The sequence below is a fragment of the Lentilactobacillus parakefiri genome, from assembly GCF_002157585.1.
Lineage (GTDB): Bacteria > Bacillota > Bacilli > Lactobacillales > Lactobacillaceae > Lentilactobacillus > Lentilactobacillus parakefiri.
The window spans coordinates 159,151-176,363 of sequence record NZ_BDGB01000044.1 but is presented as its reverse complement, the minus strand read 5'-3'; the positions used below and the strand labels follow the sequence as shown (position 1 = coordinate 176,363).

17 protein-coding genes and 1 pseudogene are annotated in these 17,213 nt (G+C 45.1%); 1 reads left to right on the top strand and 17 read right to left on the bottom strand.

The features are described from left to right. Window positions 1–226 precede the first annotated feature (226 nt). The 3 genes from LPKJCM_RS04875 to LPKJCM_RS04865 all read right to left on the bottom strand — a co-directional run bounded on the left by LPKJCM_RS04875 (window position 227) and on the right by LPKJCM_RS04865 (window position 3,240). Window positions 227–916: a 2,3-diphosphoglycerate-dependent phosphoglycerate mutase gene (locus LPKJCM_RS04875; RefSeq protein WP_057962438.1), complete on the bottom strand. Its 690-nt coding sequence runs from the start codon at window positions 914–916 to the stop codon at window positions 227–229. A 99-nt stretch (window positions 917–1,015) separates the two neighbouring features. Beyond that, on the bottom strand, window positions 1,016–2,008 hold the full coding sequence (locus tag LPKJCM_RS04870; RefSeq protein WP_174659008.1) for an AI-2E family transporter: 993 nt from the start codon (window positions 2,006–2,008) through the stop codon (window positions 1,016–1,018). A gap of 329 nt (window positions 2,009–2,337) precedes the next feature. Next, a complete protein-coding gene (locus LPKJCM_RS04865; protein WP_057962440.1) occupies window positions 2,338–3,240 on the bottom strand; it encodes a hypothetical protein in 903 nt (300 codons plus the stop codon). A 192-nt stretch (window positions 3,241–3,432) separates the two neighbouring features. On the opposite strand from LPKJCM_RS04865, the gene LPKJCM_RS04860 reads away from it, so the two are divergent. Beyond that, complete coding sequence (locus LPKJCM_RS04860; RefSeq protein WP_057962441.1) at window positions 3,433–3,813, top strand: YueI family protein; 381 nt, start codon at window positions 3,433–3,435, stop codon at window positions 3,811–3,813. A gap of 99 nt (window positions 3,814–3,912) precedes the next feature. On the opposite strand, the gene LPKJCM_RS04855 is transcribed toward LPKJCM_RS04860, so the two are convergent. The 14 genes and pseudogenes from LPKJCM_RS04855 to LPKJCM_RS04790 all read right to left on the bottom strand — a co-directional run bounded on the left by LPKJCM_RS04855 (window position 3,913) and on the right by LPKJCM_RS04790 (window position 17,195). After that, a complete protein-coding gene (locus LPKJCM_RS04855) occupies window positions 3,913–4,245 on the bottom strand; it encodes an AzlD domain-containing protein (RefSeq protein WP_013727427.1) in 333 nt (110 codons plus the stop codon). A gap of 11 nt (window positions 4,246–4,256) precedes the next feature. Beyond that, window positions 4,257–5,048, bottom strand: coding sequence for an AzlC family ABC transporter permease (locus LPKJCM_RS04850; protein ID WP_057962442.1), 792 nt, complete (start codon window positions 5,046–5,048; stop codon window positions 4,257–4,259). 117 nt (window positions 5,049–5,165) lie between these two features. Beyond that, on the bottom strand, window positions 5,166–6,431 hold the full coding sequence (locus tag LPKJCM_RS04845) for a D-alanyl-D-alanine carboxypeptidase family protein (RefSeq protein ID WP_057962443.1): 1,266 nt from the start codon (window positions 6,429–6,431) through the stop codon (window positions 5,166–5,168). Between the two features lie 12 nt (window positions 6,432–6,443). Continuing rightward, window positions 6,444–7,610, bottom strand: a complete 1,167-nt coding sequence (locus LPKJCM_RS04840) for a sensor histidine kinase (protein WP_057962444.1) — start codon at window positions 7,608–7,610, stop codon at window positions 6,444–6,446. Window positions 7,611–7,641: 31 nt separating this feature from the next. Continuing rightward, window positions 7,642–8,331, bottom strand: a complete 690-nt coding sequence (gene croR / locus LPKJCM_RS04835; protein ID WP_013727423.1) for a response regulator transcription factor CroR — start codon at window positions 8,329–8,331, stop codon at window positions 7,642–7,644. 300 nt (window positions 8,332–8,631) lie between these two features. Beyond that, window positions 8,632–8,856 carry a hypothetical protein gene (locus LPKJCM_RS04830; protein WP_057962445.1) on the bottom strand — a complete coding sequence of 75 codons (225 nt, stop codon included), beginning with the start codon at window positions 8,854–8,856 and terminating at the stop codon, window positions 8,632–8,634. Between the two features lie 13 nt (window positions 8,857–8,869). Next, window positions 8,870–10,052, bottom strand: a pseudogene (locus LPKJCM_RS04825) (oleate hydratase). A gap of 243 nt (window positions 10,053–10,295) precedes the next feature. Next, on the bottom strand, window positions 10,296–11,738 hold the full coding sequence (locus tag LPKJCM_RS04820; protein WP_174659007.1) for a nicotinate phosphoribosyltransferase: 1,443 nt from the start codon (window positions 11,736–11,738) through the stop codon (window positions 10,296–10,298). Between the two features lie 109 nt (window positions 11,739–11,847). Beyond that, window positions 11,848–12,621 (bottom strand): NUDIX domain-containing protein, encoded by a 774-nt coding sequence (locus LPKJCM_RS04815; RefSeq protein WP_087069559.1) that lies wholly within the window; start codon window positions 12,619–12,621, stop codon window positions 11,848–11,850. A gap of 95 nt (window positions 12,622–12,716) precedes the next feature. Beyond that, entirely contained in the window at window positions 12,717–13,457 is a 741-nt protein-coding gene (locus tag LPKJCM_RS04810; protein WP_057962447.1) for a matrixin family metalloprotease, read from the bottom strand. A 181-nt stretch (window positions 13,458–13,638) separates the two neighbouring features. Then, window positions 13,639–14,790: an IMP dehydrogenase gene (gene guaB, locus LPKJCM_RS04805; protein ID WP_057962448.1), complete on the bottom strand. Its 1,152-nt coding sequence runs from the start codon at window positions 14,788–14,790 to the stop codon at window positions 13,639–13,641. Between the two features lie 319 nt (window positions 14,791–15,109). Then, window positions 15,110–15,853, bottom strand: a complete 744-nt coding sequence (locus LPKJCM_RS04800) for a DUF1129 family protein (RefSeq protein WP_057962449.1) — start codon at window positions 15,851–15,853, stop codon at window positions 15,110–15,112. Window positions 15,854–15,886: 33 nt separating this feature from the next. Then, complete coding sequence (gene ychF / locus LPKJCM_RS04795; RefSeq protein WP_057962450.1) at window positions 15,887–16,987, bottom strand: redox-regulated ATPase YchF; 1,101 nt, start codon at window positions 16,985–16,987, stop codon at window positions 15,887–15,889. A 22-nt stretch (window positions 16,988–17,009) separates the two neighbouring features. Next, on the bottom strand, window positions 17,010–17,195 hold the full coding sequence (locus LPKJCM_RS04790; RefSeq protein ID WP_013727415.1) for a DUF951 domain-containing protein: 186 nt from the start codon (window positions 17,193–17,195) through the stop codon (window positions 17,010–17,012). Between the last annotated feature and the right edge of the window lie 18 nt (window positions 17,196–17,213).

Here is a 17,213-nt window from a genome sequence, read left to right as displayed (position 1 = left end):
TGCGTTTCTGAAATTGAAATTTCCAGTGGTAATGTTAAATTGGTTTGATTATTGTTATAATGTTTGTACATAGAGATTCACTCCTATCCTTGGGTTTTTGTCGATTTAAGAATAGCAGAGTTGAATTCTCTGTGCTACATAAAATGCAAAAAAGCCTCGGAAAAATTTCCGAAGCTTTTTTGCGTTAACTAGGACTTTTGTCCCAGCCTCTTCAAATATAATTGAATTAGTCTAACTTCGTCTTGCTGAGAACATTGAGCTTGTCATCAAAGTCATAAACCACTGGCTCACCAGTAGCCATTTCAAGGTTCATGATGTCTTCATCGGAAATATTTTCGATGTACTTTGAAAGGGCACGCAGTGAGTTACCATGGGCAGCAATCACAACGTTCTTGCCGTCAAGCAACTTAGGTGCAATTTCATCTTCCCAGAAAGGCATTACTCGTTCGAGGGTCACCTTTAAGTTTTCACCACCAGGGATGATGTGTGGATCAAGGTTGGCGTAACGACGGTCATGAACGGCAGAACCTTCGTCGTCGGCCTTCAGAAGTGGTGGTAAAACATCGTATGAACGACGCCAGATATGAACCTGTTCGTCACCATACTTTTCAGCAGCCTTCTTCTTGTTGTGGCCTTGCAAGGCGCCGTAATGACGTTCGTTCAAACGCCATGATTTGATTTCTGGAATCCAAAGTTGGTCTGAGTATTCCAAAGCGTAGTGCAATGTCTTGATGGCACGAGTCAATACTGAAGTAAATGCGAAGTCAAATTCAATGCCGGCCTTTTTGATTAATTTACCAGCGTTGATGGCTTGCTTAACTCCTTCTTCACTCAAATCAACGTCAACCCAACCAGTAAACTGGTTAGATAAGTTCCATTCACTTTGACCATGACGAATTAACACAAGTTTTGCCAATATAATTACCTCTTTCTTTATCTCTATCAGATTGATTTTACACCAAATGGAAAACTTTTTCAGCCTAATTGTGAAATCTTTATAATGTGAATCCGGTTTCTACGGTTCCCCCGGCTTATTTGCGACCTGCTTGAGTTGACCTTCATGCTTCTTAACTCCCAAAATATCGAGGAAGAAGGTGAAGATCGGCACCCCGCAGATCAGACCCCAAATGCCAAAGAAATGCTCACCGATCAAAAGGACCACGAAGGTATAAAAGATCGGCAAGTTCGTCTTGGAAGCCATAAAATTAGGATTCAAAACGTATGCTTCAAACGCATGCACGACGATAATCGTGATCAACAGATAAAAGACATCGTTGAGTCCGCCAACTGAATAGCCAACTAAAGACAATGGAACAAATGAAATAATCACCCCGGCGACTGGGATCAGGCTCAAGATGAAGACCATCAGTGCCAAAGCTGCCAACTGTGGCAGATGCATGAATGCCATCACAATTGTTGTTAAAACTGTATTGCAGATTGCAATGAAAAATTGGGCTTCAATCACCACTCCAAAGGTTGAGACAAATTTTTTACCGAAAAAGTAGAGGTCTTGGAAAAACCAGCCAAAGTCACTTTCAAGAAATAACTTGGAGAATCTGGTCATTGTTCGCTGCTCAATCGCAAAAAAGAAGCTCAAAATCATCGAGAGAAACAACGTGATGCCCATTGTGCCGACGCCCGTCACGTATTTCCAAACGAGAGAAACCCCGTTTTTCATTTGTGCCATGATATTACTTTGCTTAATCAGCTCATTCAGCCATTGCATGGTTGTATCATCCGGTAGATTCTTGGGATCGGTATAAAACAGGATGATATCTTGTGTCGTTCGGATGGTTTGATCGGCAACTTTAGGGATATACTTGGTGACGGCAAAGTACAGGCCCAAAATGACCAACAGATACACAACCGTAACAATAATCCCGGCTGGAATCTTAACGTGTCTGCGAATCGCATTAGTGAGCTTAACGACCAGCAGACAAAAGATAAACGTCAATAACACAGTGCTAATCATGCTTCGCGTCACGTAAAACACAAAAATGACCAGCATCAACACCGTAAATCTTCTAAGTGGAACGTTGTTAACAAATCTTGCCCAAATTGACAAATACCCAACCCCCTCGTGGCTCCTAAGTTAAAAATAATTTTACTCTTAGAAAACGGTTTCTCACAAGTATTAATATTTCTAAGTAGTGGACGGGACGCAAGCATCCACTGCCTCACTTGCGCTTGATACCTATTGCTATTACCGTGCAAAAACGTGGGAAATCAAGCAGCTTCCGGCCATATAAGCCGGCAATCCAAATATTCAAACCCGGGATATTCGGATTACCGGCTTATATTCTGGAAGCTAACCGCTTGATGTCCCACTCTTTCGTACTAATATCGAGCTTTCACATACTGGCCAATCGTTTCGCCATTCTTGTGAGCGCCTTTAATCACATTTCTAACATCCTGATCGCTCATTGCATTTGAGTCCACGCCAGCGGCACTAATTTGCTTTCTGGCACGAGTAACTTGAGCTGCCGTAATTGGCTTGCCATCAAGATCGCGGTCGCCCTTGGTCACCGTGTACTCATTTGAGCCCTTATAAGCGGCGGCGGCCTTCTTTTCAGCGGAGGTCAAGCTGGCACCCTTACTACCGGAAACATTTGGATTATTGTTAGTGCTGCTATCAGAAGTGCTGGATTCAAAGCTGTTCGAGCTGGATGATGAATTGCCGCTGATGGCATCATTGTTCTTGTCCCGCAGTGTCTCAGCCTTCTTCAAGATGTCAGCGTAATAGGCTTGATGGATTGATTTATCAGAGAAAATCTTATCCAGCGTACTATTGGACTCGGTATACTGCCCATCACCCGCCTGATCCAGTGCCTGATTATAAATCTTGTTGTAATTTTGCCGATTCTTTTGAATTCCCTTAATCTTGGTTATTTTTGCCTTGGCGCGATCAGACAGCAGTTCATTGCCCTTCTTGGTATCAACAACTGACTGATACTCACTCTTTGCCTGACCAAATTTGAGGTCATTAAATAAATCGTTGGCAGAAATAAACGATTGTGTCTGGTTCAGTACCTTATCTGCCTGATCGTCATTTGGCTTACGTTTTAGTGCGTTGGTAAATGACGTCTCGGCAGCGGTGTATTTTTTATTCGAAATTTGAAGGCGGCCTCGCTGCATAGCCTCAGCGTAAATTTTTTCGTTTTGACTATGACGGGCGTATGCGTAACCACCAACCGATGCACCGATCACGATGGCGATTACAATCCAGATCCATTTTTTCAAATTGAAGCCCTCCCAATAAAGTTTGTTCTCATTTATTATAACATTTTTCCCGAATTGACATTGTCACTGAAATGTCAACATTCACGATATTTGGAAAAACAATCGTTAAGAACTATTATAACAAATGACGGATCGAGACTTTGATCAAAATCTTTGTTATATTAATTTTAAAGATTTGAAAGGGGCATAAAAATGGCTGACAGTTCAGAAGACTATATTAAGCAGCATATGTTTGGCAATCCGCAGATTAAGCCCGACGAGAAACGGGCATTCCTAGGCAACTTTAGAGAACGGGTCGCGTTGGCACTCACCATCGGCCAGCTCCAGCAAGCCGGAACAGCTGAAATGGTCACCAAGATTTTGGAAAACTATCCTGAGTATCGCCTGTACATCAATGGCCGCATGGATCAGGACTTGATTGATCCGTTCATGGATATTGCTATTAAAGAAAACTATCAGTACACCATCCTGGTTCAAAACGGGATGCGGGTCGACCAACACTTGAGCCCAGACGATTTTGGTCTGGTGGTGGCTAACCCAACTGAAAAAATTAAAAGAAGAATTCTATTGTAAAAATGCAGGCAAGTAGATTCCCACAATGCATAATCACAACTAAAAGAAGGCCGAGAGATAACTAACTGCTATCCCTCGACCTTCTTTGTATGTAGGTAGTCAAACCACCATTGCTAGCAAGAATACGGCAACCAGCCCCAAAACCACCGAAATCGCCATCGAACGCGTCCAATAGGCAATCCCAATCACGATCACAGCTGCGATCATTTCAGGTGCGCGGTTGACGATGGTGACTGTATATTCAGGCGAAATAAAAATGTCCTTCACAACCAAAGCTGTGAAAAGCGAAATTGGCACGTATCTCATCCATTCGTTAAACCAATCTGGAATTTTTCGGGTACGGAAAAACATGAGGGGGATCAGCCGCGGTGCAAAAGCCACGCAAAAACACCCCAAGATTAACCATACATGCTGTGTTGTGTTCCATTCCATAAAGATAGCTCCTAGTCATCAGCGTCTTCTTCGGCGTCTTCAGGTGATCCAGCCGGATTCTTCATTGGCCGCAGCCAACCACTCTTAGGCTTATACTTTCTGATCGTCGCTTCCACCAGAAAGCCAATAAAGGAGGCTGCCAAAGTGGACAGGACCAACCCCAGCGTGGACTTGGTCAACACCATGAAAAATGCTGCCAAAAATCCGGACAAAATACAAATTACAATAATCAAACCGTTCTTCAACTGCACGACGATCATGTACAGGAACAGCGCGGTTAAGGCAAAATGAACAATTGTTAAATCGATGTTAATGGCAGAACCAATCAGGCTGCCGATAATGTTACTAATCGTCCAAAAGACCAGCGTCATGTGTTCAACATGCAGTGCCTCACGCGGGGTGAACTTCTTATCTGTCGAAAATTTTAAATAGTTCAACGCGTAGTTTTCATCATTCATTGATGCCGCAAATAACGCGGTAAACCCTAATGACTCGCCATGAAGATACTTTGAAAGACTGGACCCCAGCAAGGCATACCGCAGTTCAAGGAAGAACATCATTAAAATCACCGAAAGCATCGGCGCGTTGGTGGCCAGAAGAGACGCAATCAAGAATTGAGCACCACCAGAAAAGACCATGATTGAAACCATCAAGGTGGTCCAAACATTAAAGCCGGATGCGTTCAGTAAAATACCGCATGCCAGCCCAATTGGAATATAACTCAAATCTACTGGTAAAGAAGCGTCAAGAATTTTCCGCCAATATGGCAGCTTCTCCCTAGATTTTGCGATAGCTTTTTCCAAAAGGATTCCTCCATCTCACACATTCTTGAAATGTGTGTAAAAATAATGTAAACACAATCCAAGTACAATTATATGGGATATGACTCAATTAATAAACACCTTTTGTGTAATTGAATTCTAAAACAGCCTCAATATCGCGCGCCACAGGCGAACAAAGAAATTGGCTTTTTTCACAGACTGATTGGTCACCATCATCAGCTTACCCGCCGAGTGCCCAATGTATTGCAATCGTTTGCCGTTAATACTCAGCTGAGCATAGCCAACATAGGTTCCCTTCTTAGTCGGCGACGTTAATTTGGCAGGCTTTTTAACATATTGGCCGCGAATCTGCTTGGCAGAGGTGCCGTTGTTGGCCCAAACCCAGTGAGTGGTCTTGACGACCGGTAGAACCGTCGTCTGTTTACCGTCTGGAATTTGTGCCTTACCAATTCCAGTAATTCCCGTTTTAGCAGATAGTTTAATGGGTTGGTGAGCGGCGTAGACCCACTTCATCAGCTTGGCTGTCTGAATAAATCGGGCCGGGTCAGAGGCACTCTTATTTCTGGCGCCTAAGACCACTGTGATAATCCGATGATGACCATTTGCGGTTGCGGAACCGACAAAACTGGCCCCTGCCTTGTCAGAGGTTCCAGTCTTCAGCCCATCAACGCGAACGCCTTGACCCAGGTTATGGTTGCCAAGCAATTGATTGTGTCCAGTCATAGTGGTGCCATAAAACGTTGAACTGGTTTTCTTGGTGATATCGATCACTCGAGGAAATGTCTGCAACAGTTTTTGGGCTAATAGGGCGATGTCGCTTGCCGACAGTAAGTTTTCGGCGCTGGCATTGACGTGTTTTAAAGCCAGCTTGCCAGTCAACTTATTGGTCAGTCCAGACGCATTATAGAAATGACCATCATGGATGCCAATTTGGTGGGCGGTCTTGTTCATTAAAGCAGCAAACCTGGTTGCAGTGCCAGCCACTTTCTGCCCCAACGCCAAAGCAGCCGCGTTTGCCGACTCAACCAAAGTCGCATTCACTAATTGACGAACCGAATAGGCTTTGCCAGCCGTTAAAGGAACGTTGGTCAGCCCGGATGCAGTGCTTAATTTGGCAAGCTCAGCGGAAATTTTGACTTTGTCGTTCCAAGCCAGTTTATTGGCCTTGATTTGTTGATGAACGATATAAACGGTCATTAACTTAGAAATTGAGGCAATCGCTCGGGGCTGGTTAGCGTTTTTCTGGTATAGAATCTGGCCACTATCAGCGTCGACGGCAATTGCCGATTTGGCGGCAATTGTTGGCTCTGGGATCACTTTTGTTTTAGCATCAGCGTTCACAGAGAGTGCTAGAACGCAAAAAAAGCCCACCAAGGCTATTAAAAATCTGACTCGATGCTTCATAAAATTCTCCTTCTATTCAGCAATTTTTCTTTGGGGAACTTTGCTTAGCTTATCACCATGCTGAACTGGCAGATGGATCGCAAAGGTCGTCAACCCTTCATCCGAGCTGACACTAATGTAGCCGCCATGCAGATCAATGATACTTTGAGCAATTGCCAGACCCAGGCCTGAGCCCCCAGTGTCCTTGTTACGAGAGCTTTCAACCCGATAGAACCGCTCAAAAATTTGGTCAAGCGATTTTGGGGGGATCTCAGGCCCATCATTAGCAACATGAATGACAACTTCACCAGGTTGGCCGACCGCGGCACTCAAATAAATGTGGTGGCCACCCTTCCCATACTTAATGGCGTTGGAAATCAAGTTATTGAAAACCCGCCCCAACTTTTCGGCGTCCGCCTCAATGTATAACGGCTTGCCAGTTTCTTGAACAGAGATTGCCAGGCCACTTTTATCAGCTTCCAGTTCAAAACTGGCAACTAATTGTTCCATCATTTGGTTCAAGTCAATCTTACTGATGGAAAGTGGCGTTCCAGTCTGTTTGACTTTAGTGTATTCAAACAAATTATCAACCAGAGACTTCATCTGCTTGGCCTTCAGGTAAGCGATCTCCGTGTATTTTAACAGATCTTCCTGACTGTGATACTGCTTATCACGAATCAAGCCCAAATACCCCAAAATAGAGGTTAACGGCGTCCGCAGATCATGACTGACGTTGGTAATCAGCTCATCCTTGGAACTTTCAATTGCTCGTTCCTCGTCCATTGACTTGATGACACTATCAACCAAGGCGTTAATACTTTCAACTACGGATTGTGTGTTACCACTGAGTTTAAAGGGAATTCGGTGATTCAAATGACCGTTGGCAATATAGTGCAATTCACTGATAATGTGGCGCAACTGCATTTGGTGATAACGTCTAATGAGCCGCCAATAGACCACGGCGCCGTCAAACAGCAGCATTAACACAATGAAGATGTTTTCCCAGCTCCAAAGGTGCATGTGGTCCGGGCCAATTAGAATTGACCGCTTGATGATGAAGATTCCATCCCGCAACCCTGGATTGGTGGAGATTGATTGATTAATTAAAATAATCACTGAAAGGTTGAGCAGTAATAGTAAAATCACCGTGACAATTCCTTCCAGAAACAGTTCGGTTTTCTCGCGACCTGTCAGCTTCATGGAACATCCCCCATTTCAAAATTGATTTGGCTTAATGGGACTCGATCTTGTAGCCGACGCCCCAGACGGTCTGGATAACCTTCTCGCCGTTAGTGGCTTCTTCAATTTTGTCACGCAGGTGGCTCACATGAACCATAACCGTTTTGGCAGAAACAATACTTTCTTGGCGCCAAACCCGCTCGAAAATTTCGTCAGCTGAAAAGACCCGGTTGGGGTGGCTGGCAAGCAGGTATAAAATGCCAAACTCCAAAGCAGTCAACTGGATCGGTGTGCCGGTGATGGTCTTGACTTCATGAGAATCCTTATTAATGGTCAAAGGACCAATGTCCAAGACATCCGGTGTGTCATTGGTGACGTGTTCTTCTGTGCGTCGCAGCAGGGACTTAACCCGCGCCATGACTTCTAGGGGATTAAACGGTTTGGTGACGTAATCGTCGGCACCACTGATTAGCCCTTGAATTTTGTCCATATCTTCAGTCTTCGCAGACAAGATGATGATCGGAATCTGAGAATCCTTGCGTACTTCCTTGACCACTTCAATGCCATTCATCCCGGGCATCATGATGTCTAAAATCATCAAGCCAATGTCGGATTCAGTCCGCAGACGAGTCAAGGCTTCTTGACCGCTGTAGGCGGAAACTGGCTCATAGCCTTCGTTTCGAATATAAATTTCCAAAAGTTGAGCAATTTCTTTATCATCATCGACAACTAAAATTTTCATAGTGTAATTAACCCCATTATCGTCTGTATTTACTATTATTCTATCATTATTATGCGTCTGGCTTTATCAATTAGCATCCAGTGTTGATTCTACACTTTTTAATCAATTCAACAACCATACCTGAAATGCTACTGTAAGGCAATTGACCAACGTTTACAATGCTAGCAGGGGAAACTTAAAAAAGCCTTAAAGTAGAGTGCAAATCAGCCCAGTTAGGGCCCAGAACAAAACCCGTCAATGAGGAACACAACCTAGTTCCCCATTGACGGGTTTCAACTAAAAGCAACGGTACTTCACCGCCTAGATTTCATTACGGAGTCCTTCCCCATTGGAACGGGTTTCCCGCACATAGGGCAGATCACCAATATCTTCAAATGGCTGATCATGGTGGAAATGTCCTGATCCTGTATGTGGTCCATGATGATGCATATGGTGCATTTCATGAGCAAAATGATCCGCATGCATCCCCACTGCGACACCGACTACAAATAGTAAGCCGCCACAAATGATTGATTGTGCTTTCATCCCTGCCATCTCCTTAGATGAGTTTTTGATCCTTAAGAATTTCTTCCAAATAGGTTCCTTTAACATGCTTTAACAACCGCTGAACGACGATTTTTTCAGGTGGCGTCAACGGTAATTCCAACAGTGATTTTTCGTCATTCAAATAATAGACGGAACTGAGAATTGGGCGAATGTCAAACGATGAATCAAAGACCTCAGGCACGCCCCGATCGACATCCAACAGCTGGTAAACAGCTTCCATCGCCGTCCGAACTGAAAATTCGGTAGTAAAGACGGTATCGCGTTTAGTCTCGGCAAAATTCCCAATAAATGCCAGGTTCGTTGAGCCCGCTGGAACAACCAGCGGCCGATCCCCCGCCTGCCGTGGCATGAAGTACGAGGTGATATATGGCATATGTGCCGGGATCGTATTGGCAGAACGAGCGATGTCTTCAATTTGATCCTCAGGCACGCCGACGTGATAGAGGAATTCCTCGCAGATTTCAATTCCTGAGCAGTCAGCAATTTTCTTTTGAACATAGTTACCTGGCAAATCTGAGAATAGGCCATAAGTCCAGACAACCAGTTCATTTGGCTTCTGCTGGGCAAAGTGCGGCTGACGACTGACCGTCAACCCCATCAGCCAATTGGAATCACGAATCGACACTGGTCCGCTGGTAACCAACTGACCACTATGCGGATCCTTTTTGGTAATCCTTTCAATGTAAGGCACAACCCGGTCATCTGTGAACGTGGTGGTTGCTGAAATCACCCAATTAGCAGCGGGAATATAGCGTAAACTTACCATCGGTCGGAATCCGATGGCCACGCTTCTCGATTGCGCGGGCATGTGAGAAGCTCGGATCATCCTTGTTCAACCAATAAAATTCATCCAATACTGAAATGTCAGGGTTCTCCAGACTGGGGATTGATCGAAACAAGTCCCACAAAGTTTCAAAATGCTGTTCCATCTCCCGATCGCCACGGACAATATAGCCTTTGTCAGGATTATAAATGCCATCCATACTGCCGCCTGGAAGATTCAGTTCCTCTAAAATATGGATATTTTCGCCAGGCATTTGCGCATCGCGTAGTAGAAAAACGGCTGCGGCAAGTGACGCCAAACCCGAGCCAATCAAATAAGCCGATTTTTGGTCAACCCCCGCCGGCTTCTTAGGCTTGGCAAATGCTTCATAATTACCATTAGAATAATACATACCATATGCCCTCCTAAAAGCATATCCACATGTAACTGTTTACAGTGGTATTATAACGCCATCTCATATCTCGGGGTGACATATGTACTTATCAATTATTCGTTCAAGGATTGGATCACTGAATGCACAAAAAAAGGGTGAAACAGCGTATTAACTGTCTCACCCTCACTTCAGTATTTCAAATAATACCTTGCAGAAAATATTGGAAACTAGCCGCTTTATCGCCGCTTTTGTTATGTTAACCTAACCCAACTGTGGGGCATCGGCTTCCAACAGCTGCTCCTGCAACCCAGCCAATTTGGTGGTGACATACACTGGAAATTCATCTGGGTTGATCAACCGTTGAGTGGCAGCCGGAATCTCAGTCAGTTTTTGTTTGGAGTAGGCTTGAATGTCAAAAACACCCGGAAATGCCATCTTCAAGGTTGCGCCATCCAAGACTTCACTCTGGAGTGGTTTGGCATCAAACTTTTCGATTCGTTGTTCACGCTTTGTCGCCAGCGGATTAGCCTTCACGACCGTGATTGGCTGATCCAGTGATTCATCACTCAAGGCAATCACGTCAGCGAAAGCCTTGTCAGTTCCCGGTTCATATAGTCGATAAACTTGCTTGAGGCCTGGTAAGGTAACCTTTTCACGACTGGCACTAACCTTCATTTTGGGAATCAGCTTGCCTTTTTCAATGACCGCGGCCAGTTTATACACGCCACTCAAAACCGGTGAGGAAGCGCTGGTAATCAATTTTTCACCAATCCCAAAGTTATCCAGTGGTGCGCCTTCATGAAGCAGTGAGGCCACAACGTTTTCATCCAACGCATTTGATGCGGTAATCTTAACCTCTGGAAGACCAGCTTCATCGAGCATCTTCCGGGCTGCCTTGGAAAGCTGGGTAATATCACCAGAATCAATTCGAATACCCACCGGTTTGTGGCCGTTTGCTTTCAACTCTTTGAAGACCTTAATGGCGTTTGGAACCCCCGACTTCAAAACATCGTAGGTATCGACCAATAAGGCCGCATTATCAGGATAGACAGCAGCCCACTTTTCAAAGGAAGTCAATTCATCTGGAAATGATTCAATCCAGGCGTGGGCCATGGTTCCGGCTGCCGGAATGCCAAACTTCTTGGCAGCCAAAACGTTGGAAGTGCTGGTACAGCCACCAATTACCGCAGCCCGGGCACCATAGGTTGCACTGTCAGGTCCCTGAGCCCGCCTTGCCCCAAACTCCATGACTGGCCGATCGCCGGCGGAGTAAGTAATTCGACGCGCCTTAGTCGCAATGAGCGACTGGTGGTTCAAAATATTTAAAAGCATCGTTTCAAACAGTTGAGTCTGCAACAGTGGCCCTTGAATGGTCAACAATGGCTCACGTGAAAAGACAGGCGTCCCCTCAGGGATAGCAGCCACTCGACAATCAAATTTGAAATCTTTTAAATAAGTCAAAAAATTCTCCTGAAACAAGTTCAGTGAGCGTAAGTATTGAATGTCACTTTCGTCAAATTGAAAGTTCTGCAGTGACTTAACCGCCTGCTCCAGTCCTGCGGCAATGACAAAGCTGCCGTTATCGGGGACTTTGCGGAAGAAGACGTCAAAAACGCCCTGCTCATCAGTAATGGTCTGACGGTAACCATTGGCCATTGAAAATTCATATAGATCAGTTAGCATTGATAAATTATTCATGTTAATCCGACTCTTTCTTTTAGATTTAAAGTATCTTTAACTTTTATATTCATAAAATAAAAGTATTCCCAACTTTTATTCTACCCTACAACCAAACGACGCTCATTTCAAGAATTTACGTAATTAAATGGGCCAGTTTGTATAAGCGGGCCGGCCGACCGGGTCCCTTCACTTCAGAAGTCCCGAGATCCGTGAACAGTTCCTGGTGACTCTTCTTAAAGTTTGAATTATCAATGTCGCTGACCGGCGTTTTGAGAAACGGTGAATAGACCCGCCGTGCATTCTTGAGGGTAAAACTCGAGCCTAAAATTAACAAAACGTTCGGTTGATAATCCAGCTTATTGCGAATTCGATCACAAGCAACCTTTAAAATCCACTCATGGTCAAACGCCAAGTGTTGGCCTGCCTTGACCTGGTCACGGTCAAAACTGTCATAATAGGCACGCTGAACGGGCATCTGCGTGGTGTGAAACAAGCGCTCCCCGTCCCCAAAGGAATACGCCCGCTGAGTATAACCCATGGTATACCAACGAGCATCTGAAGCCCCGTAGCCGGCCTTGAGCAACGGCTTATCCGGCAGAAAAGTCATGTAGGCCAGAGAAATTGCCCGATCACCAGGTGTTCGCCGCGGATTAGTAAAGGTTGCCAACTGTTCGGTGTGACTACCCGTTAAATCCATGCCGATTTTTTCACGAACCAAGCGCAATGCCGCTTCTTCAGCACTCTCGTTTTCGCGCATAAAGGTTTCGGGAAGTGCCCAATAGCCGCTATAAGGCGGATTGTCCCGCTTCACCAATAGCAGGTTGACCTGGTTGGTGGTGTGGTCAAAGCTCCAGATTAAATTTGTGATCGTGATGAACGGCCGTTCGAGAATATTAGTATTCTCCAAGGTGATTGCCTCCCAATTCAATACTTACGGAATAATATTACGCCTAATTATGACAGAAAATAAAGGAAAACCCAAATTATCTTAAAAGGGCCCCCTTATGAACCGATGAGTTTCAGTAAGACCTGATTAACGTCACATACATGAGCAACGAGTGATGGACAGTGATTAGGAATTACTACATGATAGTTTGTCACTTGACCAATCGCTGGGAAGTGCCTGACTGTCTGCTGAGTTTGAACATTGAGCGTCGGATCATAGAATTGAACAGTATGGCCGCCGGCAGAAACTCGGTCTGGTTGCTCAGAATAAAGTGCTTTAACGGATTGAACATCAACGTTTTGAATACTGTAAACCCGATTTGCCGCATACATCACGCTTGCCTTAGCCGGGTTATGGTTCAAGCCAATTGCATGCCCCAATTCATGTTCGGCAACGTTCACCCATTCCGACCTAGTATAATGAAAATTCCTCAAGGTCACATTATTAATATCACATTCAACTTTGTCAATATATCCTTGGTTATCGATTGTAAGATACGTCATCCCGGTATAAGCATTGCCAAGCGAAGGAGATACCTTGACAGTCACTTGAGCATCGTTGGCATTATCAGGTTGAAATGTGAATGCCCCAGTTCGATTCCAAGTTTGAATGGCATTCAGCCAAATTGATCGATACCTAGCCGGTGATTGAGCCGTATCAATTGTGGCGGTATTTGACTGAAACCGGGCCGTTCCGTGGGGTGTAATTGGCGTAGCGGCCAAAATCGGCAGCTCAAAGATGATGAGATCAATGATCGCCGCCCAAGTCCATACAACTAGTACCTTCAGTGTTTTCAACGTTTCAATCGCTTCCCATACATATTGACAAATCAGATAGTGACTCATGCCTTAATTATATAACATTTATATTATATGTTCGACCTCTTGATTTGTGCAACGATTATCAACAACCTAATCATCTGCTATTGACATCAAAAAGGCTGACTGCAATTAAGCAATCAGCCTTTGAGATAAGTGATTATTCTTCTGGTTTGTAGTTCGGTGCTTCTTTAGTAATGTTAACATCATGCGGATGAGATTCTCTCAAACCGGCATTGGTGATTTGAACAAATTGAGCACTGTCATTGAGATCTTTAATGGTTGCGGAACCAGTGTAACCCATTCCCGAGCGGAGACCACCCACCATCTGGAAGGCGATGTCGTTGATGCTGCCCTTGTATTCAGTTTCACCTTCAATGCCTTCAGGAACCAGCTTGTTGGCTTCACTGACACCACCTTGGAAGTAACGGTCAGCAGATCCATGTTGTTGTTCCATGGCGGCAACACTGCCCATCCCACGGTATGACTTGTACTTCTTACCATGATCTTCAAAGACTTCGCCAGGCGCTTCGTCGGTTCCAGAGAAGACACTGCCGAGCATCACGGCGTTGCCACCGGCTGCCAAGGCTTTAACAATATCGCCGGAGTACTGAATGCCGCCGTCAGCGATAATTGCCTTGCCCCATTTGCGGGCAACGCTAGCCGCATCATAGACAGCCGTAATCTGAGGAACGCCAACGCCAGCTACAACCCGGGTGGTACAGATAGAGCCAGGGCCAATTCCAACTTTGACAACGTCAACGCCGGCTTGGAAAAGGGCTTCGGTTCCGGCAGCAGTGGCAACGTTACCGGCAATCAAAGTCGTATGAGGATAGTGGTCGCGGATTTCGGCAATCTTTCGAAGAACACCCGCTGAATGGCCATGGGCAGTATCGATCACAATCGCATCGGCACCGGCCTTTAGTAAAGCTGATGCCCGATCAAAGGTATCGGATGAAACCCCAACGGCGGCGGCAACTAACAATGCATCGTTGTCATCGACAGCTGCTTTAGGTGTATCAGCAGTCTTTTTAACTGCTTTAACCTTCGCAATCTCAGCGGCTTGATCTTCAATACTCAAGTTCTTATGAACGACACCCATGCCACCAAGCTTGGCTAATGCAATCGCCATCTTCGATTCGGTAACCGTGTCCATTCCGGCACTTAGAAAAGGAACATTTAACTTTAAGTTGTCTGCCAATTGTACTGATAAATCCACATCATTTGGTAAAACATCGCTCGCTGCAGGAATCAACAGCACATCATCAAACGTCAAACCTTTTTTACCGAATTTTTCATCCCAACTAACCATCTATCTCGCTCCTTTTAAATGTTGATTGCTTAATAACTTATCATTTTCATTTTAGTTAATCAACGGATCAGAAAGAATTCTCATTCGTCTCTCATAAAAACAACTAGGCCGTCAAGCAATTCGTTTTCTGAAATTGTATTGATTATACACGACTCTTCCGAATAAATAAAGGCTATTGTTCATGCTTTTTGCTCTGCCTGATATTTATTTTTAAAATTTTTGCCTTAATGTTCGTGTTTTGACGAATCATCACAAAAAAATGGGTTCTCCAGACCAACGTTCATCTGAAGAGCCCTATATTGGCTTGTAACTGGTAGTTTTAGAAGACACCACCGGTAATATTAAATCGACGTTTGATGTAGAATGAGGTCACTCCGGATAAGACACCCAATACGATGTAGACGATCGGGTTCAAAACCGGATTTAAGACTGGCGGTAGAATTGATGAGAGCGTAAAGATACCCATCCACACAATTAAGAACAGAATGACTAAAACAATCCGAATCCAAATTGAAAATTTGTGCTTAACCCCAGGCATAAACATTGAGGTAACAATCGGAATCCCCAGGCCAGCAACTGCGGCACTGATCAAAATCCCTGTAATCCCCATCATTGGTGAATGCTGGCCACCCTTTGTCGGCAGGAACCAAAGAACGCCGTACATCAAGAAGAAGATCGTCAAAAATAGGACAGCATTGTACCCTGCATTTTTCCAATAATCTCGTCGTGGATCGGCTGGCCTTGCAGGCGGATGAACGGTCGTCTCAACTTTTTGTTCAACCGTTCCCCACATGTTTCTGGCCGTTTTACCCGACTTTTGACCCTCAAGCAACTCTTGAACCATTGTCTGGACGGCTTCATTCTTCTTATCAGCAGACAGTTTGGTGGTGGAAAGTGCCTGATTGAACTTAAACATGTACTCGGCATTTCGCTTCGTCAGCCCAATGTTGTCAAACTGGGAATGGACAATTTTGGCCGCCCGATCCCGGTCTTGATGCACTTGAGCATTCTTTTCCCGCGCTTTGCTGTTGGCATTGCGCTGTGTGTCATCGTTGCTACTCACTAGCTTCACTCCTTAAAATAAACGTCTAAACGTCTAAACGTTAAACCTAAACTCAACAATGTCGCCATCCTGCATGACGTAATCTTTCCCTTCAAGGCGCAGTTTACCTGCTTCCTTGACTGCAGCGGGTGTCTCCAATTTGTCCAAATCATCAAAGGCCATGACTTCGGCACGGATAAAGCCCCGCTCGAAGTCCGAGTGGATGATCCCTGCAGCTTGAGGCGCCTTAGTTCCCTTCTTAAAGGTCCAGGCACGAGTTTCCTTGCCACCTGCAGTGAAGAAGGTTTGCAGACCTAACAGCTTGTATGAGGCTCTGATAAGCCGGTTTAAGCCAGGCTCCTTAACGCCCTCAGCCTCCAAAAATTCCGCTTTTTCGTCATCATCCAACTGAGCAATTTCTTCTTCAGGACCGGCAGCGACCGCAATCGCTTCTGCCCCCTCTTTGGCAGCAAAATCTTTAATTTCTGGGAAATACTTGGAGTTCTCCGGGTCCGCCATATCGTCTTCAGCGATGTTGGCAACGTACAGAACCGGTTTGCTGGTCAGCAGGAATAAGCCCTTAACAATCTTTTGCTCGTCATCGTCAAAGTCGATTGAACGAACCGAACCGCCATCTTCCAGAACTGGCTTAATTTTTTCAAGAACTGCCAATTCTGCTTTGGCTTCTTTGTCGTTACCTTTTGCGGCCCGCTGTACTTTGCCTAATCGCTTGTTGACGGAGTCCAGGTCCGCGATGCCGAGTTCCAAGTTAATCGTATCGATGTCGTCGAGGGGATCCACTTTGCCGGAAACCGTCGTGATGTTGTCGTCATCAAAAGCACGCACCACGTGGACAATCGCATCAACTTGACGGATGTTTTCCAAGAACTTGTTGCCAAGCCCTTCACCTTTGCTGGCACCCTTAACGATGCCGGCAATATCGGTGAATTCGAAGGTCGTCGGTACCACTTTCTTGGCTGGAATTAATTCTTGAATTCGGTCAAGACGCTTGTCGGGCACTTCTACCATCCCGACGTTAGGGTCGATGGTCGCAAATGGATAATTGGCCATTTCGGCTCCGGCCTTGGTAATGGCATTGAACAAAGTAGACTTGCCGACGTTTGGTAGGCCGACGATTCCTGCTGTTAAAGACATAACTTAAACGCTTCTTTCTAGTTTATTTTTCAGCTTTTTCAAGGATCTTTTTTAATTTGTGATCAAATTCTCTTCGGGGCATCATCACAATGTGACCGCAGCCAGTACACTGGATCTTGATGTCTGCGCCCATTCGAATAATCTGCCAGCGGTTGGTACCGCATGGGTGAGGCTTTTTCATTTCAACTAAATCGTTTAAATCATACATCAATGACGGCTCCTTTCG